21 protein-coding genes are annotated in these 24799 nt (G+C 53.9%); 12 read left to right on the forward strand and 9 right to left on the reverse strand.

The annotated features are described in order from the left end of the window. A complete protein-coding gene (locus tag TPRIMZ1_RS0109320; protein WP_010258200.1) occupies positions 1 to 2823 on the forward strand; it encodes a DMSO/selenate family reductase complex A subunit in 2823 nt (940 codons plus the stop codon). Here TPRIMZ1_RS0109320 and TPRIMZ1_RS0109325 read toward each other — a convergent pair. Together TPRIMZ1_RS0109325 and TPRIMZ1_RS0109330 are read right to left on the reverse strand one after the other, a co-directional pair. Next, positions 2807 to 3496: a TVP38/TMEM64 family protein gene (locus TPRIMZ1_RS0109325; RefSeq protein ID WP_010258202.1), complete on the reverse strand. Its 690-nt coding sequence runs from the start codon at positions 3494 to 3496 to the stop codon at positions 2807 to 2809. The genes TPRIMZ1_RS0109320 and TPRIMZ1_RS0109325 overlap by 17 nt on opposite strands. Positions 3497 to 3526: 30 nt before the next feature. Beyond that, a complete protein-coding gene (locus TPRIMZ1_RS0109330) occupies positions 3527 to 4375 on the reverse strand; it encodes a TatD family hydrolase (protein ID WP_010258205.1) in 849 nt (282 codons plus the stop codon). 144 nt (positions 4376 to 4519) lie between these two features. Here TPRIMZ1_RS0109330 and TPRIMZ1_RS0109335 point away from each other — a divergent pair, with 144 nt between their 5' ends. The 4 genes from TPRIMZ1_RS0109335 (at position 4520) to TPRIMZ1_RS0109350 (ending at position 8673) form a co-directional block, all read left to right on the forward strand. After that, a complete protein-coding gene (locus TPRIMZ1_RS0109335) occupies positions 4520 to 5545 on the forward strand; it encodes an STAS-like domain-containing protein (protein ID WP_010258207.1) in 1026 nt (341 codons plus the stop codon). A 155-nt stretch (positions 5546 to 5700) separates the two neighbouring features. Continuing rightward, positions 5701 to 5841, forward strand: coding sequence for a hypothetical protein (locus TPRIMZ1_RS20490; protein ID WP_157784210.1), 141 nt, complete (start codon positions 5701 to 5703; stop codon positions 5839 to 5841). A gap of 196 nt (positions 5842 to 6037) precedes the next feature. Continuing rightward, positions 6038 to 7411, forward strand: coding sequence for an asparagine--tRNA ligase (gene asnS / locus TPRIMZ1_RS0109345; protein WP_010258210.1), 1374 nt, complete (start codon positions 6038 to 6040; stop codon positions 7409 to 7411). Between the two features lie 8 nt (positions 7412 to 7419). Next, the gene (locus TPRIMZ1_RS0109350; RefSeq protein ID WP_010258213.1) at positions 7420 to 8673 is read left to right on the forward strand and encodes a D-alanyl-D-alanine carboxypeptidase family protein; all 1254 of its coding nucleotides are present in this window, start codon (positions 7420 to 7422) and stop codon (positions 8671 to 8673) included. Here TPRIMZ1_RS0109350 and TPRIMZ1_RS0109355 read toward each other — a convergent pair. The 3 genes from TPRIMZ1_RS0109355 to TPRIMZ1_RS0109365 all read right to left on the reverse strand — a co-directional run bounded on the left by TPRIMZ1_RS0109355 (position 8670) and on the right by TPRIMZ1_RS0109365 (position 10177). Next, positions 8670 to 8870, reverse strand: a complete 201-nt coding sequence (locus TPRIMZ1_RS0109355) for a hypothetical protein (protein ID WP_010258217.1) — start codon at positions 8868 to 8870, stop codon at positions 8670 to 8672. The two genes, TPRIMZ1_RS0109350 and TPRIMZ1_RS0109355, sit on opposite strands and share 4 nt — an antisense overlap. 84 nt (positions 8871 to 8954) lie before the next feature. After that, positions 8955 to 9080 (reverse strand): hypothetical protein, encoded by a 126-nt coding sequence (locus TPRIMZ1_RS20995; protein ID WP_010258219.1) that lies wholly within the window; start codon positions 9078 to 9080, stop codon positions 8955 to 8957. Between the two features lie 83 nt (positions 9081 to 9163). Continuing rightward, a complete protein-coding gene (locus TPRIMZ1_RS0109365) occupies positions 9164 to 10177 on the reverse strand; it encodes a peptidoglycan DD-metalloendopeptidase family protein (protein ID WP_232616793.1) in 1014 nt (337 codons plus the stop codon). Positions 10178 to 10512: 335 nt separating this feature from the next. Here TPRIMZ1_RS0109365 and TPRIMZ1_RS0109370 point away from each other — a divergent pair, with 335 nt between their 5' ends. The 6 genes from TPRIMZ1_RS0109370 (at position 10513) to TPRIMZ1_RS0109395 (ending at position 18661) form a co-directional block, all read left to right on the forward strand. Further along, positions 10513 to 10899 carry a S26 family signal peptidase gene (locus TPRIMZ1_RS0109370; RefSeq protein WP_010258224.1) on the forward strand — a complete coding sequence of 129 codons (387 nt, stop codon included), beginning with the start codon at positions 10513 to 10515 and terminating at the stop codon, positions 10897 to 10899. Further along, positions 10896 to 12812, forward strand: a complete 1917-nt coding sequence (locus TPRIMZ1_RS0109375; RefSeq protein ID WP_010258226.1) for a penicillin-binding transpeptidase domain-containing protein — start codon at positions 10896 to 10898, stop codon at positions 12810 to 12812. Before TPRIMZ1_RS0109370 ends, TPRIMZ1_RS0109375 begins: the two co-directional genes overlap by 4 nt. Further along, the gene (locus TPRIMZ1_RS0109380; RefSeq protein WP_100217051.1) at positions 12799 to 14655 is read left to right on the forward strand and encodes a motility associated factor glycosyltransferase family protein; all 1857 of its coding nucleotides are present in this window, start codon (positions 12799 to 12801) and stop codon (positions 14653 to 14655) included. Before TPRIMZ1_RS0109375 ends, TPRIMZ1_RS0109380 begins: the two co-directional genes overlap by 14 nt. Before the next feature lie 216 nt (positions 14656 to 14871). Beyond that, on the forward strand, positions 14872 to 16260 hold the full coding sequence (locus TPRIMZ1_RS0109385) for an ATP-binding protein (protein WP_010258230.1): 1389 nt from the start codon (positions 14872 to 14874) through the stop codon (positions 16258 to 16260). Positions 16261 to 16289: 29 nt separating this feature from the next. Beyond that, positions 16290 to 17423, forward strand: coding sequence for an HD-GYP domain-containing protein (locus TPRIMZ1_RS0109390; RefSeq protein WP_010258232.1), 1134 nt, complete (start codon positions 16290 to 16292; stop codon positions 17421 to 17423). After that, the gene (locus TPRIMZ1_RS0109395) at positions 17420 to 18661 is read left to right on the forward strand and encodes a hemolysin family protein (RefSeq protein WP_010258233.1); all 1242 of its coding nucleotides are present in this window, start codon (positions 17420 to 17422) and stop codon (positions 18659 to 18661) included. Before TPRIMZ1_RS0109390 ends, TPRIMZ1_RS0109395 begins: the two co-directional genes overlap by 4 nt. Positions 18662 to 18948: 287 nt before the next feature. On the opposite strand, the gene TPRIMZ1_RS21000 is transcribed toward TPRIMZ1_RS0109395, so the two are convergent. The 4 genes from TPRIMZ1_RS21000 to TPRIMZ1_RS0109420 all read right to left on the reverse strand — a co-directional run bounded on the left by TPRIMZ1_RS21000 (position 18949) and on the right by TPRIMZ1_RS0109420 (position 23247). Then, positions 18949 to 19080, reverse strand: coding sequence for a hypothetical protein (locus TPRIMZ1_RS21000; protein WP_269775814.1), 132 nt, complete (start codon positions 19078 to 19080; stop codon positions 18949 to 18951). 101 nt (positions 19081 to 19181) lie between these two features. Beyond that, positions 19182 to 20519: a hypothetical protein gene (locus TPRIMZ1_RS0109405; protein ID WP_010258235.1), complete on the reverse strand. Its 1338-nt coding sequence runs from the start codon at positions 20517 to 20519 to the stop codon at positions 19182 to 19184. Positions 20520 to 20909: 390 nt separating this feature from the next. Beyond that, the gene (locus tag TPRIMZ1_RS0109415; protein ID WP_010258238.1) at positions 20910 to 22082 is read right to left on the reverse strand and encodes a DEAD/DEAH box helicase; all 1173 of its coding nucleotides are present in this window, start codon (positions 22080 to 22082) and stop codon (positions 20910 to 20912) included. Positions 22083 to 22089: 7 nt separating this feature from the next. After that, on the reverse strand, positions 22090 to 23247 hold the full coding sequence (locus tag TPRIMZ1_RS0109420; protein WP_010258241.1) for a glycosyltransferase family 4 protein: 1158 nt from the start codon (positions 23245 to 23247) through the stop codon (positions 22090 to 22092). 73 nt (positions 23248 to 23320) lie between these two features. Between TPRIMZ1_RS0109420 and TPRIMZ1_RS0109425 the strand changes: the two genes are divergently transcribed. Further along, positions 23321 to 24799 (forward strand): sodium:solute symporter family protein, encoded by a 1479-nt coding sequence (locus TPRIMZ1_RS0109425; protein WP_010258243.1) that lies wholly within the window; start codon positions 23321 to 23323, stop codon positions 24797 to 24799.

Below are 24799 nucleotides of genomic sequence, written 5' to 3' on the forward strand. Positions count from 1 at the left end.
ATGGATGAACTGCTACGGATCTGGCGGCTGTGCCACGACTTTGTTCTTTTCTTTGATGATTTTCCGGCGTGGCTAAATGCACAGGGGATATCAAAAAATATTCCGGATTATGAAAAGCTCCTCTTGGAATATGACGATTTATTTAAAGGTACCAATGCTGATATCTACATCCCCCTATGGGCCTCGGCCTGCAAGGGTAATGGTGATATCCTGCTGGACACAACTACCCTGGATTTGATAAAGACCTACAACGCCTGGGGCTACGAAGCGGTTCCCATGGACGGTAATCCTCCTGATTTTATCGGCCAGCAGTTTCGCTTTCTCTGTTATCTCTCTGCGGTGGAGCTTCATTCTCCCGCCGCCGGCTGCGGGCAGGCCAGGGAAAAATTCCGGGACTCCTTCCTCACCGATACGGTGAGGGCCCTAAGCGAAGGAATCCGCCGTTACGGAGTATCGCCGGTGTTCCATCCTCTCGCGGACCGCCTGGAAACCTTCCCCGAGGGGGATGTGTCGAAAATCCCTTTGGAACAGCTTTACTGTTACGATATTTCTCAAAACGGGAGGCGCCCCGCAAGGCCGGACAAGGAACAGCGGATCATCAACACCACGGGCACCAACAACTGCGGCGGCCGCTGCGTCATCCGCATCACGGAACAGGAAGGCTGCGTACTGGATATATCCACCGAATGCGGCAACGGCGGGGAACCGGCGCTGCGGGCCTGCATACGGGGCCTCTCGTACCGGGAAACGTTTATAAACAGCCGGCGTCTGCGTTACCCCATGGTCAGGACAGGAGAGCGGGGCGAAGGCCGTTTCCGCAGGATTTCCTGGGAAGATGCGGCGGATATCACCATCGGAGAATGGAAGCGGATCCGCGATACCCATGGCCCTTCCTCACGGTACGTAAACTACAGTACCGGTGTACAGACCGTTTTTCGCCCCGACAACATAGTACGGCGCCTGCTTTTCCTGGACGGTGGGTCCCTGCTTTTTTACAATAACTACAGCAATGCCTGTCTTACCGTTACTACTCCCTATATTTACGGGGATACCCTCACCGGAAACAGTTTTGAAACGGTCCTGGATGCCAAGCTAATAATCCTCTGGGGTTTCAATCCCAAGGAAACGATCTTCGGTACCCGGCGCTTTCCGTATTTGCTCAAGGCACGGGCCAAGGGAATCCGTATTATTGTTATCGACCCCCGGCACAGCGATACGGCGCGGGCCTGTGCGGACCAATGGATCGGCATAAAACCTTCCTCCGATGCGGCCTTGGCGGACGCCATGGCCTATGTTATCTGGTCCGAGGGTCTGCAGGATCAGCATTTTATGGACACCTATTGTCAGGGCTTTGACGAAGCCCATATGCCCGAAGGAATTAAGCCGGGCGAAAGTTACGAAACCTACCTTTTTGGAAAAAAAGACGGAATACCCAAGACCCCCGAGTGGGCAGAAACCATTACCGGTGTGCCCGCCGGAACCATCAGAAACCTTGCCCGGGAATACGCCGCCGCCAAACCCGGCTGTATTCTGCCCGGTTACGGCCCCCAAAGAACCGGAAGCGGCGAACAGACGGTCCGTGCCGTAGCCCTGCTTACCGCTCTAACCGGCAATATCGGGAAGATCGGCGGAAGCGCCGGCGTCCTGGGGGAAGTTCCGAATATTCCCTTTACGTTTTTTCCCCTGCCCGAAAATCCTTACCCCGGAAAGATACCCTGTTTTCTCTGGACCAAGGCTGCGGAACACGCCCTGGAGATGAGTCCGGAAAAGGACGGGCTGATCGGTGTTGAGCGTCTGAGCAGTAATATTAAAATGATACTCAATTTTGCCGGCAATACCCTGATAAACCAGCACTCGGATATTAACCGTACTATTCGCCTGCTAAAGGATACGGGCAAGATAGAATTTATTGTGGGGTCCGATATTTTTATGACCCCCAGCGCAAAATTTTTCGATCTCCTGCTGCCGGGTGCTTCTTCCTTTGAAAATAATAACATCGCCCAATCCGGAACCGGAGCCGATTCCTATCTGTTATTCTGCCGTAAGGCTGTGGAACCCCTCTTTGGCTGCCGCTTTGAATACGATTTTATACAGACCCTGGCGAAACGCCTTGGGCTTGAAGAACCCTGGTCCACGGGGTATGCCACCTTCGAAGACCTCATACAGGGGCGGTATAATGAATTACGGAAAATCGCTCCCGAGGCGCCGGAATTTGAGGCCTTTAAAGATGGCGCAAAATGTTTTTTCAATTTACCTAAACCCTATATTGCCTACGAATCCCAGATCCGGGATCCTGACCATCATCCCTTTAAAACCCCATCGGGGAAAATCGAAATCTTTTCCCGCCGTTTATACGATTTAAACCGGCCAAAGGAAATCCCCGCCATTCCCTGCTATGTCCCCTGCCCCGAAGGCCCGGAAGATCCCCTGCGGGAAAAGTATCCCCTCCAGCTTATCGGCTGGCACACAAAAAAACGAACCCATTCCGTGCATGATATAAATATGCGGCTTGACAAAATCGATCCCCAGTGCCTGTGGATGCATCCCGATGACGCCAAAGCCAGGGGTATTGAGGACAAACAGCCAGTGGAGATTATGAACGACCGCGGCAGGATACGGATAGAGGCGCATATTACTACCCGGATCATCCCCGGAGCAGTAGCCCTGTCCCAAGGCGGCTGGTACACCCCGGATGCTTCCGGTACGGATACCAGGGGCAGCATTAATGTTCTTACTTCCCAAATACCAACCCCCCTGGCCCGGGGAAACCCCCAGCATACCAACCTGGTGGAAGTTCGAAAATATATCAGTTTTTCTGCCTGAACCGTCCGATAATTTTCTCCCCGTAGAGCAGTCCCAGTATGCCCATGGCGGCAATGATCAGAAAAAATATGGCTATCATTACCCAATTACCGCTGATCACGGAATCACCTAAAATAGTAGAAGTGAGTATCCCAGGGATGCGGGCAAAATTGGAAATGATGATGAACCGGGACAGTTTGATACTCCCCAGGGGAACTATATAGGTAAGGGTATCCTTGGGGATGCCGGGGATCAGAAAAAGCAGAAATAGTACCAGGGAGAATTTCCGGGTATCCTTGAGAAAAGCGTATTTATCGGTTAGTTCCCCGCCGAAAAAACGGAATACCAGGGGAGCGCCGAATTTCCTTACCACAAGAAATATACCGGTTGAGGCGGCGAGGCTGCCCAGGAGGCATATACCCAATCCGCCCAGGGCGCCATAGGCAGCGCCGGCCAGAACTTCCACGGGCCCCCCGGGTATGACCGCCACGATGATCTGCATAATCTGAATACCCAACAAAATCAACACGCCCCTAAAGCCCAGCTTTTCTATCCAGAGGCTGAACTGATCCCGGTATTCAGGGAGACGCAGCCGGGTAATAAATGGCCAAAACAGGATACAAAGGATCAGCGTCAGGATGATAAAAACAATGAAGAAGATGATACCGGTTCTGACGGGGCTTTTCATAGGCATATGGTAAGTATACCTTTTACACCCGTCAATTTACCATACCTTTGAATGTATTTCCCTGGGGAAAAATATGCGGTAAAAATTCTTGTCCGTCGCCGCTTCCAGTTCCTCAGGATCGCCGCCCGGCACACCCCCTTCTTTCCGTATCCCCGCAGCGCCCCGCAGTATAACTGAGAGATCCACCCAGTGCGAAAACGCCTTGCCCCGCAGGGGCTGGTAGGGGGCATCGGTTTCCAGGAGCAGGTGATCCAGGGGCAGGGCAGCACATGAACGTATCGCCCCTTTATGATTCAGCAGGATAGATGCGCCAAAGGAAAAGTAGGCGTTTATCCCCCGGCGTAAGAGGGCTTCCCCCTCCCCTACGGTTCCTGAGTAGGAGTGGAAGACCACTGCGGGCAGCTTTTTCAAGGCGCCGGTATGGGCAAAGACCTTGTGCATGGCCCGGCGCACATGGAGCACCATGGGCAGCCCGTACCGTAAGGCGGTTTCCAGGTGGGCCGCGAAAAGCTCATCCTGAACCGCCTCGGTGGCGCGGAACGCATTTTGCAGCGAAGTTTCCCGCGCATCGTTGTAGAGATCGAAGCCGGTTTCCCCTATGGCGTTCAGCTCATCCCCCGCAGCCAGGGTTTCCAGCAGTTCCAAAAGCGGCGCAAAGGAACTGGTGTTCCCGGCTGCGGGTAACTGGGGGTGTACGGCAAAACAGAGGGCCATAGGAGCGGCGCCTTCCTGACGGGCGCTGCGGGCAAGCTCCTGGTGGTACGCAAACTGCTCCCCGTTCCAGGCGCTGGCAGCACAGGCGATACCCAAACTGCGGCGTTCATTTTCAGCATCGGGGAAACGCCCGGCGAGATCGAAAGGATGGGCATGGGCATCGGAAGCCATAGGTGGAGTGTAATACGCAAAGTAAAAACAATGAAGGGATGTCACGATACCAACTTCAAATTAACCATCCCGGAAAGCCTTTATATTATACTTTACATGTGATAAATATTGCGTTATCCTATACTTAACACAGGAGAAATCATATTGAAGTTTACCAAGGAAATCGTTTCGGCGATAAATAATTTTATCATTGAAAATATTCCGGCCCATCAGCATGACATCCTTGCGCTGGTGATGAAGCACTTCGGCCTCTCCAAGCCCACGGCGGCAAAGTATCTCAAGAGCCTGCTTGAGGAGGGGATCATTCAAAAAGAACGGAAAGGCCGGTATCCCAACTACCAACTGGTGTATACGGTGTTTGAATACTCCTATGACGTAGATGACTCCCTTGACGAGGATGCGCTGTGGCGGAAGGATATTTCCCCCCATTTACAGGACGTTGCGCCGAATGTCCGCCAAATCTGTCAATATGGGTTTACCGAGATGGTTAACAATGCTATCGAACACTCCGGATCAAAGCGGCTGACAATAACCCTGGACCTCAGTGCCCGGGACATTGAATTTATTATACGGGATTATGGTATAGGTATTTTTATCAAAATTAAAGATGATTTAGGCTTGGAAGACCCAAAACATTCCATTCTGGAATTGGTAAAGGGAAAGTTTACCTCTGACCCATCAAAACATTCCGGGGAAGGTATCTTTTTTACATCCCGCATCTTTGATCACTTCCGTATATATTCGGGCGGTCTCGCGTTTTGGGGGCATAAAGACAATGACCTGCTTATGGAAATTCCAAATAACAGTATCACTAGCGGAACCGGGGTATTTATGCTCATACGGAAAAACACTTCCCTGCAAATTGCCGATGTATTCAACGAGTACACCGATCCTGACAAGCAGCCGGGCTTCCACAAGACCGCTATTCCGGTACAGTTGATGCAGTATGAAGGGGAATCTCTTATATCCCGTTCCCAGGCCAAACGGCTTATCACCCGGTTTGATCGTTTTTTAGAGGTGGTTTTGGATTTTTCCGGGGTAGATATGATTGGCCAGGGCTTTGCGGATGAAATCTTCCGGGTCTTTGCCAATGCCCATCCCACGGTACATTTAACGCCGATACATTGCAGCGAGAATGTGAAGAACATGATCCGGCACGTTGGCAGTTAAAAGCCGTTTCCGGTACACGGCAGACCTTAGGAACGGAATTTAAGAAAGGTTATAGGCAGGGAGCTGCCCTCACACGGCGCTGCCCCGGCATACAAAGCCATTCGGTATTTATACGCCTCTTTTCTCACCTTGAAATAGACAGCGTAAGAGCTAAAGTGGCGGGGGAGTTAAAAAACCGTTTCGACGAGGGTAGTTTTATCTGCTATTTTGAAACTATCGGCAGACTCCACACCTGGACCTATGCCGAACTCCGGGCAATTATTCGTAAAGACAAAAAAATGCCCGGCCCTGAATAAACAGAGCCGGGTGGCGGAGGAGGCTACAATGCCGCCTCCTCCGGTGGCATTTATAATACTACTACATTTCCCTCGATTTGTCAAATATAAATCTTAAATTCACCCTTCACCCTCCCCGCTTTTTTCTGTATACTCTCCCCCATGGCAAGCCCTCTTATCAAGGAAATTTTGGCAACCCCCCCCGGCTTCCCAGGATGTGACGGTTCGGGGCTGGGTCAGGACAAAGCGGGACCTGAAAAATCTGGTCTTTGTGGAAGTGAACGATGGGTCCGGCTTCAACGGTATCCAGTGTACCTTTGACCGCGGCGGAGACGGCAGCCTGGGAGAAGAGCTGGAAGCGGCTTTAGCGGCGGTGAATACCGGGTCCTCAGTGGAAATACGGGGCAAGCTGGCCTCATCCCCGGCCTCGGGGCAGGCGGTAGAAGTGGCCGCTTCGGATCTGCGGATCATTGGGGATGCGCCGGCGGAAAGTACCGGAAACATAGCGGCCTACCCCCTGCAAAAAAAGCGGCATTCCCTGGAATTTCTCCGGGAAATAGCCCACCTCCGGGCCCGGACCAATACCTTCGGCGCAGTAACCCGGGTGCGCAGCCGCCTGGGTTTTGCGGTACACCAGTTCTTTCAGGGACAGGGTTTCCAGTACATCCAAACCCCTATCATCACCGCCAGCGACGCCGAGGGAGCGGGGGCCATGTTCCAGGTAACCACCCTGGACCTGGAAGCCCTGGCCAAATCCGGCAAGGCCCCGGACTATTCCAAGGACTTTTTTGGTAAGCGGAGCTTCCTCACCGTTTCGGGCCAGCTGGAGGCGGAAACCTATGCCGCCGCCCTTACCCGGGTCTATACCTTCGGCCCCACTTTCCGGGCGGAAAACTCGAACACCACCCGGCATTTGGCGGAATTCTGGATGATAGAGCCCGAAGCCGCCTTTGCCCACCTGGAAGACAATATGGCCCTGGCGGAGGACTTTCTCAAATACCTCTTCAACGCCGTCCTCTCGGACTGCGCGGAGGACCTTGCCTTTTTCGATGCCCATGTCGAAAAGGGAATCATCGACACCCTCAAATCGGTAATCAATTCCAAGTTCACCCACATGAGCTACACCGATGCTCTGGCGGAACTGGAAAAGGCCGGATCAAATGCGGCGTTTGAGTTCAAACCCTACTGGGGCTGTGACCTCCAGAGCGAACACGAAAAATTCCTCACCGAAAAAATAGTCAAAGGACCGGTGATCGTCACCGATTATCCCAAGGAGATTAAAGCCTTTTACATGAAGATGAACGATGATAATAAAACTGTCCGGGCCATGGACGTACTGGTCCCCCGCTTGGGAGAGATCATCGGAGGGTCGGAACGGGAAGATAATCTGGACCGCTTGGAAAAACGAATACGGGAGATGGGAATGGATACCGCCGATTACAGTTGGTACCTGGACCTTCGCCGTTACGGTACGGTTCCTCATTCGGGTTTCGGTATGGGCTTTGAGCGTCTCGTCCAATACGTCACCGGCATGGCCAATATCCGCGACGTAATCCCCTACCCCCGCGCTGTAGGCCAAGCGGAGTTCTAAACCGGGTTATGAAACACCGTTCCTTAACAGTACTGTTACTATTATTTGCGCTCGCCCTCCACGGTCAGGAAGCGTCGCAGGAAGCGTCGCAGGAAGCGTCGGCGGCATCACCGGCAGCGGACGCGCCGGATATTGTATCCCTTTCCGCTGTGCTTATGGACGCCGCCACCGGGACGGTACTGTACGCGAAGAACGGAAACACGCCTATCCCTCCCGCCTCGCTGACAAAGCTCATGACCATCCACATTGCCCTGCAGGAAGTTGACGCAGGCCGGGCTTCCCTGGACGAAATTGTGGAGCTTCCCAAGGAAAGCTGGGCGGTAAATCAGCCTCCCCGATCAAGCCTGATGCATTTAGCCCAGGGACAGATCGTAAGCCTGCGGGAACTGATCCTGGGGCTGGCTATACCCTCGGGGAACGACGCCGCCGTGGCAGTAGCCCTGCGTTTCAGTCCCACGGTACCGGACTTTGTAAACCGCATGAACGCTGAGACCCGGAGGCTGGGGTTGACCCGGACCAGATTTGTGGAACCCTCGGGTATTTCCGAAGACAATATGACCACCGCCCTGGAATTCGCATCCTTTTGCAGGGAGTATATAAACCGTCATCCGGACAGCCTCCGGGATTTTCATTCGGTCCTGGAATTTTCCTATCCCCGGGCCGTCAATGTGGCGCCCGAATACCGGAGCCGGGTGGGTACCTGGCGTCAATACAACCACAATTACCTGCTCGCCGACTTTGAAGGGGCGGATGGCCTTAAAACCGGGTACATTGATGAGGCGGGCTACAACATCGCCCTTACCGCTGCCCGGCTGGAAACCCGGTTTATCGCCGTAATCCTGGGCGCCCCCGCTTCCTGGGGCGGAGACCGGATCCGGGACGCCGATGGAAGGAAGCTCCTAAGCTGGGGTTTCGATCATTTTAAGACCCTGCGTCCTCCGGAACCGGAGATTAATCCTGCCCGGATATGGAAAGGCGTATCCAAGTGGGAAACCCCGATCCCCACCGAGCCCCTCCCCTTTACCACGTTTGTCGACCGCGGGGAAAATCTCAGTTGGGAAATACGTCTTGAGGATCCTATCATCGCTCCTCTGCCTACGGGGAGTCTCCTGGGCAGCCTCATTTTAAGCGATGATAAGGGCGAACTTCGCCGCATCCCCCTGGTTACCCCAAGGGAAATAGAACAGGGGAATATCTTTAAGCGCGGCTGGGATTCTGTACGGTTATTTTTCCGGAGGGTCTTTTCTAAAAAAGCGGATTAGAATTCGTTGTCTTTGATCATCAAATCCAGTTCCAGTTCCAAAGTCTTGAGCGCGTCCTCCATCTCCCGGATACGCCGGATGGAGTACTGTACCCTTCTATCCCAGAGGCGGTTACAGGTTTCGTTAACCACTTCTTTAAATGAGGATTTATCGGAAAGAATGGCCGCTTCACCACTGGGCTTATCCGTAGGATTCATACTTTATATAGTACCTCTCCCGCGGCATTATCGCAAGGGGCAAAGGGGGTTTCCGGAGTTCCAAATTCGGAATTGCCGGGGGGATTATTTCGTCTCTAGGGTAATTGCCGCTTCGGAAATATTCCGGCCCTGGTCATCGGTAGTATCGTAAGCCCTGATAAAGGTAGCCATAGCGATAAACGCTAAAAGGATGAACACGAGCTTACGCATAAAACCTCCCGTTCCGGGTACGAAACGTCTTTTTAATTTTTTGTGTAATTACTATTTTATCCCAAATCATCTTAATTTTATCCTTATTTATTAAGAAATTCAAGGGGGTTAACGGGTTTACCGTTCTTATATACCGCAAAATGGAGGTGCGGGCCCGTACTGTAGCCGGTACTGCCCACTTCCCCGATTTTTCCGCCCTGGTAGACATAGGATCCCTGGGTTACCGAGGTGGTATTCAGGTGAGCGTAGAGGGTTTGGAACCCATTACCATGGGAGAGGATAATATATTTACCGTAAACCGAATTCAGGCCCACCGTGGCGACCTTTCCATCCAGGGAAGCCTTGACGGGGGTACCCAATCCGGCGGCCAGATCCAGCGCCGCATGGTAACGCCGGGCGCCGCTGATGGGATCGTTCCGCCAGCCGTAGGGAGAACTAAGCGCTCCCCGGATGGGATACATAAAAAGTTCCCCCAGGGCAAGCCTGAGATCCTCGGTACGCATCTTGGCCCCGGGGATAAAGAGCTGCTGACCGGCGCTGATGGCATCGCTCTGGATATCATTGGCGTCCAGGATCGCGTCCAGGGGGACCCCCAGCTTGGCGGAAATCTTAGAAAAGCTGTCCCCCGGTTTTACCGTATAGGGTATACCGTCCATATTCGGGATACGAATCGTTTCCCCCTCCCGGAGCCGCCGGGCGTTGGAAATTCCGTTAGACGCAATGATGGCATCCATAGAAATCGAGCGGGTTGCGGCGATCTTCGATACCGAATCCCCCCGCTGAACCGTGTAGCTTTCCCATCGGAAGCTCTCCGTCAGATCCAGGGGCATGAACTCAGAATCCTCTTCGGTAATCGAAATAGCTTCGGCGATCCCGGCATTTTGCAACGAAGTTTCCCGCGCATAGGAGGCAAGGTTTGCCCGCATGGCGGGGTCGTCCCCGGGGGACAGGGCCATAACCGGGGAATTCTGCAGCCCCAGGATAAGGGCGGAAAAAAGGGCGATCCCCCCAAGTACACAAACCGGGGCCGGAGAAGCCCAGAAGGTATTTTTCAGCCGGTTCGGAATTGGGAAGGACCACGGCTTTGTCTCAGACATACCGGAACTTCGTTCTGCCTTGGGTTTCACGATCCTTTCAAACCAATCGGGTTTAGACCTTCGGCCTTCGCGGGGAACTTCGTTACAAACTGTATTTCCCTTCAAAAAACCGGGAAACCGGGATTCCTGTTTTTTCCAAGACCGTTTAATATGGACAGGGTTTTGCTTAATCGCATCAATATACTTATAGGGTTTATAGACCGCCGGACTTTTGAATTTTGGAAAGGAAATCAACGGATGATTTTGGCGGCGCTGAATAGATTGGTCCATAGCTATATACTGCATATATAGGTTTATCGACATAATTAAGTTGAAGTATTATACTTCCGTTAATTATGGTGAATCCCGGGAAGGCCGTTTTTTTGGCATGTATCGCGGCCCTGTTGATGAAGGTTCTATTGTTTGATTTTATGATTACCGATGGACAATCCATGATGCCCGCCATACGGCCGGGAACTATTCTGGTGGTTGTCCGGACCGCATACGGTATCCGTTTGCCATGGTCCGGGAACTACCTCCTGCGCTGGTCTAAGCCAAAGACCGGGGATGTGGTAGTATTTTTTACCCCCAAGGGCGCCGTGGCGGTAAAACGCTGCGGCGCCCTGCTTGGGGAGGATACTTTTTTTGCCCTGGGTGATAATAACCGGGAATCCTATGATTCCCGGTTTTACGGTCCCGTTCCGGTGGATCACATTATAGGAAAGGTGTTGGGTATTAAATGAAAAACAAAAATGATACATGGGTAAACCCTCCACCGGAAGTACCCCACAAAAGACGGTTCATCATTTTTCTTGCAATTTTTGCCTTCCTCAGTGTCGCTGTTCTGATACGGTACGCAGTACTCATGCTCCGGCCCGCCGATACGGGGAACACGAGCAGCACAAAGCCCTTTGTGGAACGGGGACCCATACTGGACAGAAATGGCCGTATCCTGGCCCTCCAGACCCGGCTGGGCAATATCACGGTGTGGCGTCCCGATATTATCGACCGGGATATTTTAAGCCGGGACCTGGCTCCGATACTGCAAATCCCCGCGGAAACCATCGATGCACGTATTGAATCATCCTCCGCGGATTTTATCTACCTTAAAAAACAGGTAGAACAGTCCACCGTACGGGAAATCGAAAACCTCAAAGCCGAAGGGCGGCTTCGGGGGGTCGGTGTGGAGGCCATTGTCGGCCGCATCTATCCGGAAAAACGGCTGGCAAGCCAGATCATCGGCTTTGTGGGAAATGAGAATAACAACGGCCTTGCGGGGATAGAATATGCCCTGGAGTCGGAGCTTTCCCCCGCATCGGTTAAAGCCAAGGGCGGTTCGGGGAACCAGGTTTTTCTCACCATCGATTCCAACGTCCAGCATATCCTGGAAGAAATCGGCGAACGGATACGCCGGGAAAGCAGGGCTGAGGCGGTGATGTTTATGGCCATGGATCCCCGTACCGGGGATATCCTGGGTTCCGCTTCACTCCCAAACTTTGATCCCAACGATATCAATTCCTCGGACGATATTTCCCGGATGGATCGCCCCGCCATCTGGGCGTATGAACCGGGATCGGTTTTCAAGGTATTTTCCATGTCCGCCCTGATGGAATCCGGAGCGGTCAGCAGCGGCTCCGTCTTTGTCTGCGACGGCCATTACGAGCGGATTAGCAACCGGGGGGAACGGGTGGTGATCAACTGTCTCGGCGCCCATGGAAGGGTAACCATCCGTGATATCATCATCAAGTCCTGTAACGCCGGGGCTGCCTATGCGGCGGATCGCCTGGGGGCGGATGCTTTTAACGAGCTGCTGCAAAACTACGGTTTCGGCGCCCGGACCGGCGCGGGAAACCCCGGGGAAACCGTGGGCTACCTCAGTCCCACAAGCCGCTGGTCGGAACGGTCCAAGCCAACCATCGCCATGGGCCAGGAGATTGCCGTTTCCGCCCTGCAGATGGTCCAGGCCGCCTCCGCAATAGCCAACGATGGGGTCCTGGTACCCCCCCGGATTGTCTCCCGTATCGTTTCGCCCAAGGGGGAGACCATACGCTCCTACGAGGCAGCGGGAGGCCAGGGCCAGAGCCGCCGGATCCTCAAGGCGGAAACTGCCCGGGCCATGCGCGCCTACATGGTGGACGTAACTTCCGACATCGGTACGGGCTGGCGGGCCAATATACGGGATCTGTCCCTGGCGGTAAAGACCGGTACCGCCCAGCTCATCGACCCAAAAACCAACGCCTATTCCCCCACGGACTTTATTGCCAGTTGTATCGCCCTGCTCCCCGCGGAGTCCCCTTCGCTGATCCTCTATCTGGCCATTGTAAAGCCCAAGGGCGATTCCTACCTGGGGGGCCGTATCGCCGCTCCGCCCATCCGGGAAGCTGCGGAAGCCTTGGTGGATTACCTGGGCATCCCCCGGGGCCGGAACCCCCAGATCAGCCATCCCGGTTCCGTAAGCCTGCCCCTGCCTATCAGCCCCGTGGTGGATGCGGTGGTCCCCAACTTAGAAGGCTATTCCAAGCGGGAACTCCTCCCCCTGCTCCTCCGGGAGGATCTCCACATTGAAATCTCCGGTGACGGCTGGGTCCGCCGCCAGGCGCCTCCCCCCGGAAGCCCCCTAAACAGCGATACGGTCATCATCCTTGAACTTGAATAGTATTTGGGAAGCCAATCTCCGGATCATCGAAGCCCAATACCCCGGCTTGGCGGCACAACTTCTGCAAGCTCCGGGGGATTATCCGGGTGAGGGTGATATACTCATTGAACCCGCCTCGTCCGGGGACCCTACACTCATTGTGCAGGGCATCCACATACACTCCCCCCGGGACCCGGTTCGGGAAGGCCGGCGGCTGGCCGAAAACCCGGAAGGGGATGGCCCGCTCATAGTTCTTGGTTTTGGCCTGGGTTACGCCGCCGAAGCAGCCGCCCAGGCAAAGCCGGACCGCCCCATCATCGTGGTGGAACGCCATCCCTTCATCCTGAAAAAAGCCCTGGAAAACCGGGATCTCACTACCTTTCTTACAAAGTACAAGGTCCTGTTTGTACTGGGCGGAAACGGTGAGGCCCTAAACGCCGCGCTCCGGCTCCTGAAAGACGACGGCGGCAAAATCGCCCTAATCCGAAACCGCGCTCTTGTCGGCCTGGATGCGGAGTGGTACGCCGGGGCTGAACAACGGATAAAAACCTGGTCCTCCCGGGAGGATGTGAACACCGCCACCCTCAGGCGCTTTGGAAAGCGCTGGGTCCGGAACCTGGCGCTGAACCGGGAGGCTATTCGGGATCTGCCCGGGGTATCCCATCTGGCGGGCTGTCTCGCCCCCCTATCGGCGCCGGTACTCCTGGCCGCGGCAGGCCCTTCCCTGGACCGCATCGCCCCCCTGCTGCCGGAGCTTGCGGAACGGGCGCTTATTGTGGCGGTGGACACTTCCCAGCGGTTTCTCCTGGCCCATGGCGTGGCCCCGGACTTTACCGTGGTGGTGGACCCCCAGTACTGGAACGCCCGTCATCTGGACCGCGCCCCCGCCCCCAAAACCTGCCTTATCGCCGAATCCGCGGTCTACCCATCGGTGCTCCGGTGGAACCATCGGAACACCGATGGTTCCGTACCCTTTGCCCGGGCCTTCCTCTGCGCCTCCCTGTTCCCCCTGGGCCGCTTTATCGAGGACCGGCTTGACCCAAAGGGCAGCCTGGGCGCCGGGGGTTCCGTGGCCACCACCGCCTGGGACTTCGCCCGTACCCTTGGGGGCGGCGGCATCTGGATAGCCGGCCTGGACCTATCCTTCCCAAACCTGAAAACCCATTTCAGGGGTGCCCTCTTTGAAACCCGCTCCCTCGCGGAATCCCTCCGTTTCAAGCCCGCCGAAACCTGGTCCGTCCATGCCCTCCGGGACGGCCATCCCTTCCGTGCCCCCTCGGCGAGGGGCGGCGAGGTCCTCACGGACAAACGCCTATCCCTTTACTCATCCTGGTTTGAAAACCAGTTCCGCCGCTACCCTGCGGTCAAAAACCACAGTCTTTCCCCGGACGGGCTAGCCATCCCCGGTTTTCCGGTCAGCCCCGTGGAGGAACTCCTCGCCCTCCCTCCCCGCCGCGCGGAAATAAACCAGCTCCTGGATGATGTGTTTGCCCGGATCGATGGGGATTTCAACTCCCCCACAGAACGGGAAGCCCGTTCGGCCCGGTACAAAACCGCCTATACCGGCCTATTACGGGGCCTGGAGGGGCTAAAAAAATTGGCATCCGAATCGGCGGATCTGGCCTCCGGCCCCGCAGAAAACCACGAGCGCCTTCTGAAGCGGCTGGGTGATGTGAACCGCCTCATCCTGGAAAGCGAGGTAAAAGACGTAGCGGGCTTCCTCTTCCCCCCCCTGGCTGAACTGGAAACAACCCTAAGGACCCCCGAATCGGACCCCTACGGACGATACCTGGAGCTATCCGCAAAGCTCTACCGCTCGCTGGCGGAAACCACCCAATACCACCTGGACATCCTCACCCGCTAAGCCCGGTAATACAAAGTATAAAGATTCAAAAAAATAAAGCCGATACATAATATGCAGGGTTAAACCTCAATTTAAAGACGGTGCGCAGCAGGCTTTACGCCTGGACGTCCAGGCGCATCGTCTTTTTTTATTTTTAAACAGCCGGTTCGTTATACCTTTAATTATTATACTTGATATTATTATAATTTGAAGTATAATAATTAAAGGTATAATAATATGGAATATCCAATTACATTCATAGACCGGGAAGAGGAACTTCAGGCTCTTGACTGGGAATATAGGCGGCCGGCGGCATCCTTTGTGGTCCTCTATGGACGCCGGCGTATTGGGAAGACCGCCCTTATCCGGGAATTCCTCAAGGACAAGGAGGCGGTCTATTTCCTTGCCACCGAAGAGAGCGAGGACCAAAACCGGGACATGCTTAAAAATCTGATCGCCGGATTTACCGGGAATCCCCTGCTTGAAGGGGCATCCGTAAAGGATTGGACCCTGATCTTTAAAGCCTTGGCAGACTTTGAAAGGCCGGCAAAAAAGATCCTGGTCATTGATGAATTCCAATACCTGGGAAAGATCAATCCCGCCTTTCCCTCCATAATGCAGAAAATATGGGACACCCTCCTGCTGAACCGGGATATCATGGTCATCCTCTGCGGTTCCCTAATATCCATGATGGAAAGCCAAACCCTCGCCTACACCAGCCCCCTCTACGGCAGGCGGACCGCCCAGATCAAACTCCGGCAAATCCCCTTCTGGTACTACGGCCAATTTTTCCAAGGGAAGAGCCGGGAAGAATTAGTGAAACTCTATGCCCTTACCGGGGGGGTTCCGCGGTATATCGAATTATTCCGGAGCCCGGGGGACATATTCGGCGCTATCAGAAAGAATATTCTTTCCCGGACCAGTTTCCTCTACGATGAGCCGAATTTTCTGCTTCTCCGGGAACTGGGGCAGGTAGGAACTTATTTTTCCATCATTAAAACTATTGCCGCGGGGAATCACAAGATGGGGGATATCGCTGCAAATCTGGGAGTAAAGCAGACCGGGCTTACCAAGTATCTCACCACCCTTATAAACCTGGATATACTGGAGCGGGAGGTACCGGTTACTGAAACCCAGCCGGAAAAGAGCAAGCGGGGTCTTTACCGTATCAAGGACAATTTTATTCTTTTTTGGTTCAAGTTCGTATACCCCGCTCTGAGCTACCTCGAATCCGGGAATGAAGCCCCGGTGATGGACCGGATCCGCGCCAATTTTATTGACGGCCATGTGAGCTATGTCTACGAAGCAATTTGCCGGGAAGAATTTTTCTACCGCAACGCTCCGCCATTCAGGTACAATAAACTTGGGCGCTGGTGGAACAAAAATCATGAAATAGATATGGTCGCCCTGAACACCGAAGGACAGGATATCCTCTTCGGGGAATGTAAATTCCGTAAATCTAAAACCGGGATCAACGTATTCTTTGAGCTCCTGGAAAAAGCCCGGAAGGTGGATTGGAAACAGGGTGAACGGCGGGAACAGTATGCCCTATTTTCCATAAGCGGATTTACGGAAGAACTAATCGCCTTAGCAAAGACCCGGGAAGATCTCCTCCTATACCAATAAGACCGGGTATACTATAATCAAGTAAAGTGATGGAATACGAAGTCAAAGACCTGGCGCCGGAAAGTTTTTTCTCCCAGACCGTATACCTGCCGGATCAGCGGTTTGTCATTGCCGCGCCGGAGATGGCTATTACCGCCGCCATGAAAAGCACCCTTCAGGAATGGGGATTCCAAACTGTTCTGAGTGAAGGAGAACCCAGGGAAGACTACTCCCCGGAAGAAATCCCCGCCGGAGGCTCGGCGCCCATAGCTCCCAAGGAAAGCGTCGATGCCGAACACTTAAAGAAGGCCGAAGCTTTGTATATGAATTTTCAGCATTATGTGGAATCCCTTTTTGCCCAGATGTCTCTGAATAATCCCCCGCAGCTTAATGAAATGGCAGAAAAAATTAAGTATCTCTGCGATGCCATCAGGGCGGATCGCCGGTACCTTCTGCGGGTGCTGAGAAACGCCGGCCCCGAGACGGAGCAAAACTATCTGACATCCCATACGGTTAAGTCCACCATCCTGGCCATCATCATCGGTTCCTACCTGAAACTTACCAGCCACCGGCTCATCGAGATGGGGGTGGCGGCGATGCTCCACGAAGCGGGGATGCTCAGGCTCCAATCCAGGGTCTACATGAACAAGGACGCCCTGAGCCGGGATGAGCAAAAGGCGATCCTCTCCCACCCGATACTGGGATTCAATATGCTCAAATCGTTTAGCCTGCCCCTTTCGGTGACCATTCCCGCCCTGGAACACCACGAACGGGAAAACGGCGAGGGATATCCCCGGCGGCTCACGGGTGATAAGATCAGCCTCTACTCTAAGATCATCGCCGTGGCCTGTACCTACGAAGCGCTGACCAATAATCGGCCTTATAAAGAGGCTAAGGACGGTTTTGCGGGAATGCTGGACCTCCTGAAAAACGAGGGTAAACAGTACGACGATACGGTTATCCGGGCCTTGGTTTTTTCCCTTTCCATCTACCCTATCGGGCTCTATGTACTCCTTTCCAACGGTAAGAAAGGCCAGGTGGTGGATGTGAATCCGGAAAATCCCCGGTATCCCATGGTTCAGCTTCTGGGAGTTCTAACCCCGGACGGGAAAACTAAAATCCTGGAAACTTCCCAGGGCGGCATCCATATCGTCCGTCCTCTGGTCAGGGATGAACTGGGATGATGTTTTTTATTATTCTCCTGCTTCTTATCATAAGCGGCGTTTTTACCCTGGCAGAGCGCTCCCTCATTTCGTCCCGGAAAGCCCGGCTGCGATCTAAGGCTGAGGGGGGGAATGAAAAATACCGGCTGGCCCTTGAGGCGGCGGAGAATCCCGAATCACTGCTTTCCGCCCTCCGGATCGGAATCATCCTGGCAGATATTTTTGCGGGCGCCCTGGGCGGAATCCCGGCGGCGGGGATATTTGAAAAGTTTTTCCCCATGCATACCGGGTTCGTTATCCCCGCCCTGGCTGCGGCTTTACTATTTACCATCCTGTTAGTTTTACTGCAAAGTTCTTTGGCAAGACCCATCGCCCGGGGTAAGCCTGAAATTATCCTTGTCCATACCCTCCCGCTTATCCGCTTTCTCAAGGTTTTTTTTACCCCCCTAATCTTTATTAGCTCCATCCTGAGAATTGATCCTGTGGCGGATCAGGGAATGACCGAAGATGAACTACGGATAGCCCTCCAGGACGGGGAAAAGTCCGGTATTGTGGAAAGCGAAGAACGGACCATGGTGGAGGGGGTCTTCTATCTGGGAGATCGTCCCGTGGGGACTTTTATGACCCACCGCTCGGAGATCCAATGGCTGGACATCAATGCGGACGCAGAAAAGGTACGGGCCATGGCGGTGGAATACCGGCAGCAGCAATTCTTCCCCGTAGCATCCGGCGCCATTGATGAGATTGTCGGGGTAGTCTCGGTCCAGGACATACTTCTGGCCTTTCTGGAAAACACCTGGCCGGGCTTGAAATCCCTCATGGCCCCCCCCCATTTTGTCCCGGAAACCATGTCCTCCATCAGGGCCTTTGAAGCCTTCAAGCGCGGTGAATCCAATGTCCTCTTTGTGATCGATGAATACGGCGGTTTTGCCGGGGTACTTTCGGTACGCAACCTTATCGAAGAAATTGTGGGTGAACTTTCCGCTTCCGCCTCTGCGGATGACGATATCCTGGCCCAGGGTGACGGCGCCTATCTGGTCAGCGGCAGCGTCAACATTGATGATATCGCAGAAATACTACCCATCGCAGGGTTCCCGGCGGCGCCGCAGGAATACCATACCCTGGCGGGTTTTATCCTGGAACTGGCCGGGGAGATTCCCCGTACCGGAGCGGTCTTTGACTGGAACGGGTATCGGTTCAAGGTGGTGGGCATGGATGGGAACCGGATAGACAAGGTCTTGATAGAACCGATAGGGTAAACGGGGTTTAAATACCTGTTGTAAAAACGCCGGTGGGGGCGGGGAATCCCCACTGCGGGATGCCTGTAGAGTCTGCCTACGGAGCCCCTGCGGGTCTCCTCCGGCAGGGAATTCCAGAATATCCCGCAGCGTGGCTTCCCCGCCCCCACCGGCGCCTGTTCGCAGGGGTTTAACTTCGTTTACCCTAACTTCGCCTTACGAAATGATTACGCGGGAGAGCTGCACGCCTCCCATGTCATAGAGACCCGGTCTGTTTGCTGCCTGCTGTCCTCCGGGGCTAATGCTGCTTAAGCCTGTCCGGTGGCGGTATTCTGCAAGATAACGCCGCCGGTGTCGGCTTTGGTGAAAAGACCGGCGCTGTTTACGGATACCCCGCCGCCCCGGGATGCGGTATTGTTGCCTATTCTCCCGCCGTTCATGGAAAAAGACCCATTGGAACTGTTCTATGGGGGCCGCAGTTCAGTTCTAAAGCCCCCCCTATGCCCTCCCCCCCCAAGCGGGTTCTTCTTCTTTGTGGTTATTAATTCTTTTCCACAAATTCTATCAAGATATCCGCCATAAAAGCGATGTTTTTTTCATCGCTTCCGCTGCCGTCAATTATGAGGGAAAGGTGCCTTACAAGCCCATAATTCCAGTAGCCTGCATCCACCCAGTCATGCCGTTCGCCGGATATGCTGCCGGAAAGTTTTTGTGTTGGCAGAGTCCTCAGCTCTATAACTTTATACCCCGATAAATCTTCCGTATACGTCCCGGTAAGTTGGAGCACTGTCCAATCACCTCCCCCTTCTTTTACCGTGTAGATATATTTTATCTCCGCATTACGGTATATTCCGTCAGTTCCTTGATTTATTAACTGCACGCTTGTTACTTCAAACTCCCAGTTGGTGTATTTGTTATTCTTTGTATCAACATTGCCATCACCGCCGGTCTTTGAAGCAGTTCCCTTTTGTACATCGGTGCTTTTGAATAGCGAATTTTCTTTGGTATCAGGCGGCGGCGGATCCGGCGGTTCAAGCCCGGTTACTACTTCATCGTCCGGTTCAATAGAAGCAAAATCGATAACAGGGATAAACAATAAATCGCCTTCGCCTGTTTTACCGAAACTTCCCAGATCACTGGAGTCAAAATCAATTCCCCAGGCAAGCGAGGATTCACGCGCCCGGTAACTAATATCCGTTTCAAGAACAGTACGGGTAGCTGCATCGACTTGAAATAAACAATAGACATCGGTAATTCCGAATAATGCGTATCGGTATTTTCCCGGTGCTTCTCCATGGTCTCCAATGGTGGCGCTTATGCTTTCGCTTTCTCCCGCCATTTTTGTTTCCACTGTTTCATAGGTATTTGAAGTCGAGACGGCATTTGCATCCTCAACGGATCCCGTGGCGGTAATTTTTCCGGTTACTTTAGCTTTTGCAAAAAGTACACCCGCCTCGGCTTCCACCCCGGCCTCAATGGCAACACTCGCACTGCCTGTCACCGTATGCTCTTTGGCCGTTGTCATGGAGCTGGTTATGGATTCTTCAGTCGCCGAGCTTTTTTCATACGTAATGGTTATGGGCGTCTTTTCATCGTAATAGTACGCCGTTTTGTAGGCAATAGGCACACTCGTAACATACCCCAAATAATAAAGGTAATAATAGACTGTCCCAGCTTGGTTGTGGCCGGAACTTACCAGTACGTACGGCTCTGAGGCGCTGCGGCTAGCCTTTTCAAATGGTACAATTGCATACCGTTTGCCGCTGATATTTGGCGCGTTATTACCGCCGGCAAAGTTTTCACAGCCCGCCAGAATAAAGCCCAATACCATAATCAGGGCAACGGATACTAATTCCGTCAGCATGTTCTGTTTTTTCATTTCCATTTTTCCTTACACTGTTCTTTATTTATAATTATGTTTTCCGTTTTGTGAAAACGCCAAGCTTATCTATCTGTTTTTTGGATTTTTTCATTACCATAGCGGCCTGGACGTAACTCATTTCCTCAAAGAAAAGCAGATACAGCGCTTCCCCATATTCCGACTTTAGCTTTTTTATTGCGCCCTGAAGTTGGTTTTTGCGTTCTTCCTCACTCCGTTAAGCGAAACAAAGGCCCCTATGGACCCCTTAAGCGGCTCGGGAACGCACTCACACTACCGTTATCGGGGGTGACAGTGGAACAAATATCAGGGGGACCCTCTGGGGGTTCCTGATATTTGTTCCAGCTGGCAGGACCCCATACACAGTTTTAGTGCGTTCCCGGTAACCACCTATTCGGGGTCCATAGGGGGAGGCGCCTGCACCTTTCCTGCGTATAACTCTTTTGGATACACGATAATACCCAGTTTCTTCTCCAGCTTGACCAGGTTCCGCATTTCACCTTCGTCTCCAAAGGTAGCCATGATGCCCTGTTTCCCCGCACGGGCAGTACGGCCGGCGCGGTGGATATAGGCGTCGGGATCCTGCAGGGTGTCCAGGGCGATAATGTGGGTTACATCCGGGATATCAAGGCCCCGGGCGGCAAGATCGCTGGCAACCAGCACTGAGGAACGGCCCCGGCGGAAATCGTCCATGGCTTGTTTGCGCATCTTTTTGTCCATATCTCCGTACAGGCCCAGAGCGGGAATGCCATGGTACTGCAGTTTGGAAACGATGTTCCCCACCTGGGCGCTCCGGGCGGTAAAAACCAGGGCCTTCTTGGGACGGAGGGCCGCTAAAAAAGAACGGAGAAGCCCTATCTTGTCCCGTTCCTCGCAGTAAAACGCCCAGTGTTCTATCTTATCCCGGAGTATCTCGTTTGCCCGGGTCTCTTCAACAGAAACGCCCTCTCCCATGATGGGGAGAAGCCGCTCCCGGCACTTGTCCGGCAGGGTGGCGGAACAGGCGACGGTCTGGGGACTCCCCCGTATCAGGGAGACCAGTTCCCGGGTTTCATCGTAAAGTTCATCCGCCGTAAGCCGGTCCGCCTCGTCGAGAACCAGGAAGCCCAGGTTTCCCAAACGCAGCTTTCCCATTTTCGCCAGCTGCAAAACCCGTCCGGGATTCCCAACCAGCGCCCGGGGCTTGTCCTTCTTCAGGGTATCTATCTGCCGGCTTAAAGCGGTGGCCCCGATAAGGAGGCTGATCTTAAAAGAGCCTGCACCGGAAAGCAGAAACTCCGCCTCCTGTTTAATCTGGGCGCATAGCTCGTACGTGGGGGCCAGGATCAGTACGCCAGCGTCGGACTCCGCGTTTTCCATCAGTTTCTGAAACAGAGGAATTAGGTACGCAAAGGTCTTCCCGGTTCCGGTGGGGGAACGGAACAGCACCCGCTCTCCCCGAATTAAGCGGGGGATTACCCGGCGCTGTATTTCCACGGGTTCAAAAATACTCCGTTCCTTTAACCGGCCCATAAAAAAAGGGCTCACCCCGAGCCCCGCAAACCCGCTGTCTTCACTATTCATGGTTTACTCACTTCTTTCTATATTCCTCATACAAGGCTATCATGGAATCAATGAACCGCCCCACAGAATAACTGCGGGATATTTCTTCGGAACGCCTGCCCATACGGGCCTGGGCAGCGGGATCAGAGAGAACTTCCACCGCCTTTTCCCAGAGGAACTTATCATCCCCGATGGCCCAGCCATTATCACCGTTTATAACCATATCATCAATACTGATATCCGCAGCGGCCACCACCGGGAGACCGGAGGCCATGGCTTCAATAAAGGTGATGGGATGTACCTCGCTGTGGGAGGCGCTCATGAACAGATCCGCTGCGGCGTAGATCAGTTTTATCTCATCAGGCCAGTGGAGATAGCCGGTAAAGATCAGTCCCCGGCTGATCCCCAGTTCATTGCCCTGGGCTTCCAGTTCCCGGTGATCCGGACCGTCCCCCACCAGGACCAGTTTAGCCTTAGGACGACGGGCCAGGATCTCCTTGAAATTTTCCAGCAGAATAAAGACATTCTTTTCAATCCCAAGGCGGCCCACAAAAACTATCATCTCATCATCCGGGGCAATGTTGAACCGCTTGCGCAGATCCGCTGCGCCCTGGTCTACCAGGGCGGACCGTTCCCAAAACTGGCTTAACTCTATGCCGTTTGGCACGACCCGCACCGGCCGGTGGTATTTAATCTTCTCCAGATAGTTCTTTATCTTATTCGAGGGCGCCACGATACAACGCTGGCTCCGGAGTATATGCCGGAGATAGGCGGAAAGGTTCTTCTTAAAAAACAGCTCCACCAACAGGGGGGCATAATAAATATAGTCCGGATAGTAGGTGTGGAGGGTGTGAATCGAAGGGATACCCAGCCTCCGGCTTACCCGGCGGGAAGCCAGGTAAAGGCTGAATTCAGAATGGGTATGGATGATATCCAAATTCAGGGGCTTGGCAATATCGATGACCTGCTGTTCAATAAAAACCCCCACCCGGTGCTGGGGTTCGTTGGGAAACTGGAAGGAGGCGATGCGGAAAACCCCCTCCTCCGGCACGGCATTGGGATGTTGAACCGTAAATACATAGACCCGGTGGCCCCGGCGTTCCATTTCTGTCTTCAGAGCCCGCACCACCGTAACAACCCCGTTTACCTGGGGGGTATAGGTATCGCTGAAGATGCCAATATTCATAATCAGATACTCCTTCCAATTTTTATACAGTATAGTGTAGAATCCCTTAGAATTCAATTAAGGAGCTGCGTCAATGATTGGTATCATTTTTCTGGTGGTGTTCCTTCTGTTAATGACCGGAATCGGCATCTGGGGTATGCGGAAAACCAAGACCCTGGGGGATTTCTTTTTAGGCGGACGTACCCTGGGCCCCTGGGTCTCTGCGGTAGCCTACGGTACCTCCTATTTTTCGGCGGTTATTTTTATCGGCTTTGCCGGGACCCAGGGATGGCAGTTCGGCCTGAATGCCCTGTGGATAGCCCTGGGGAACGCCGTCATCGGCGCGGGGGCGGCCTGGCTCGTCCTGGCGCGGCGTACCCGGCGTATCACCCAAAACCTGGACGCCATGACCATGCCCGAATACCTCCAGGAACGCTACGGGGCTAAACACCTCAAGCCCGTGGCGGCTTCGATAATCTTCTTCTTCCTATTGCCCTATTCGGCCTCGGTATTTAAGGGCCTGGGACACCTTTTTGAGAAGGTCTTCGGCATACCCTACGATATAGCCCTGCTCGTCATGATCGCCTTTACGGGGATCTACCTGATCCTGGGGGGCTATTTCGCCATCGCCATCACGGACTTTATCCAGGGTATCATCATGTTCGCCGGGGCGGCGGTGATGGTCCTGGTCCTCTCGGGCCAGGGGGGCGGCTACTTCGAGATGATACGCAAGGTGGCGGAAAACTACGCCGTCCATGTGCCCCCGGCAAACCAGCCATCGACGCTTACGGTGATCTCCCTGGTGTTTATGACGAGCTTTGGTACCTGGGGGCTCCCCCAGATGACCCAGAAATTCTACGCCATTAAGAACGAGGCGGTGATCCCCAAGGCGGCCATCGTTACCACGGTCTTCGCCCTGATGATAGGCTTTGCCGCCTATTCTACCGGCGTCTTTGCCCATGTATTTTTCGACCTGACCACGGTGCCCAGAACCGCCGCCGGGGGCATCAACTACGATCTCATTGTCCCCACCCTGCTCACCAACCATTTGCCGGAACTGCTCCTGGCGCTGATCATGCTCCTGGTGCTTTCCGCATCCATGTCCACCCTGTCATCCCTGGTGCTGGTCTCCTCCTCCTCGGTGGCCATCGACCTCTACCCCTCCCGGAGTAATATTAAAACCGGCAAGGACAATTCGGTAGCCATGATGCGTTTCCTTTCGGGGGTCTTTATCATCATTTCTTACTTTATCTCCCGGTTTCAAATCAGCATCATTGTGTACCTCATGTCCCTAAGCTGGGGCGCAGTTTCCGGGTCCTTCGCTGCCCCCTACATACTCAGCCTCTATTCCAAAAAGGTTACCAAGGCCGGAGCCTATGCGGGGCTCCTTACGGGGCTGGGGGTAGAAATCGTCCTGTTCTTTATCCTGGGCGCGTCCCGGTCCCCCCTGACGGCGTCAATTGCCATTGTGGTACCCTTCATCGTGGTGCCCGTGGTGTCCCTGTTCACCACGCCGCCGGACAAGGAGCTGCTGGACAAGGCTTTCGAGGGGGTGAGGCGGAGGAACGCTTAA

Source organism: Treponema primitia ZAS-1 (genome assembly GCF_000297095.1).
GTDB classification, from domain to species: domain Bacteria; phylum Spirochaetota; class Spirochaetia; order Treponematales; family Breznakiellaceae; genus Termitinema; species Termitinema primitia_A.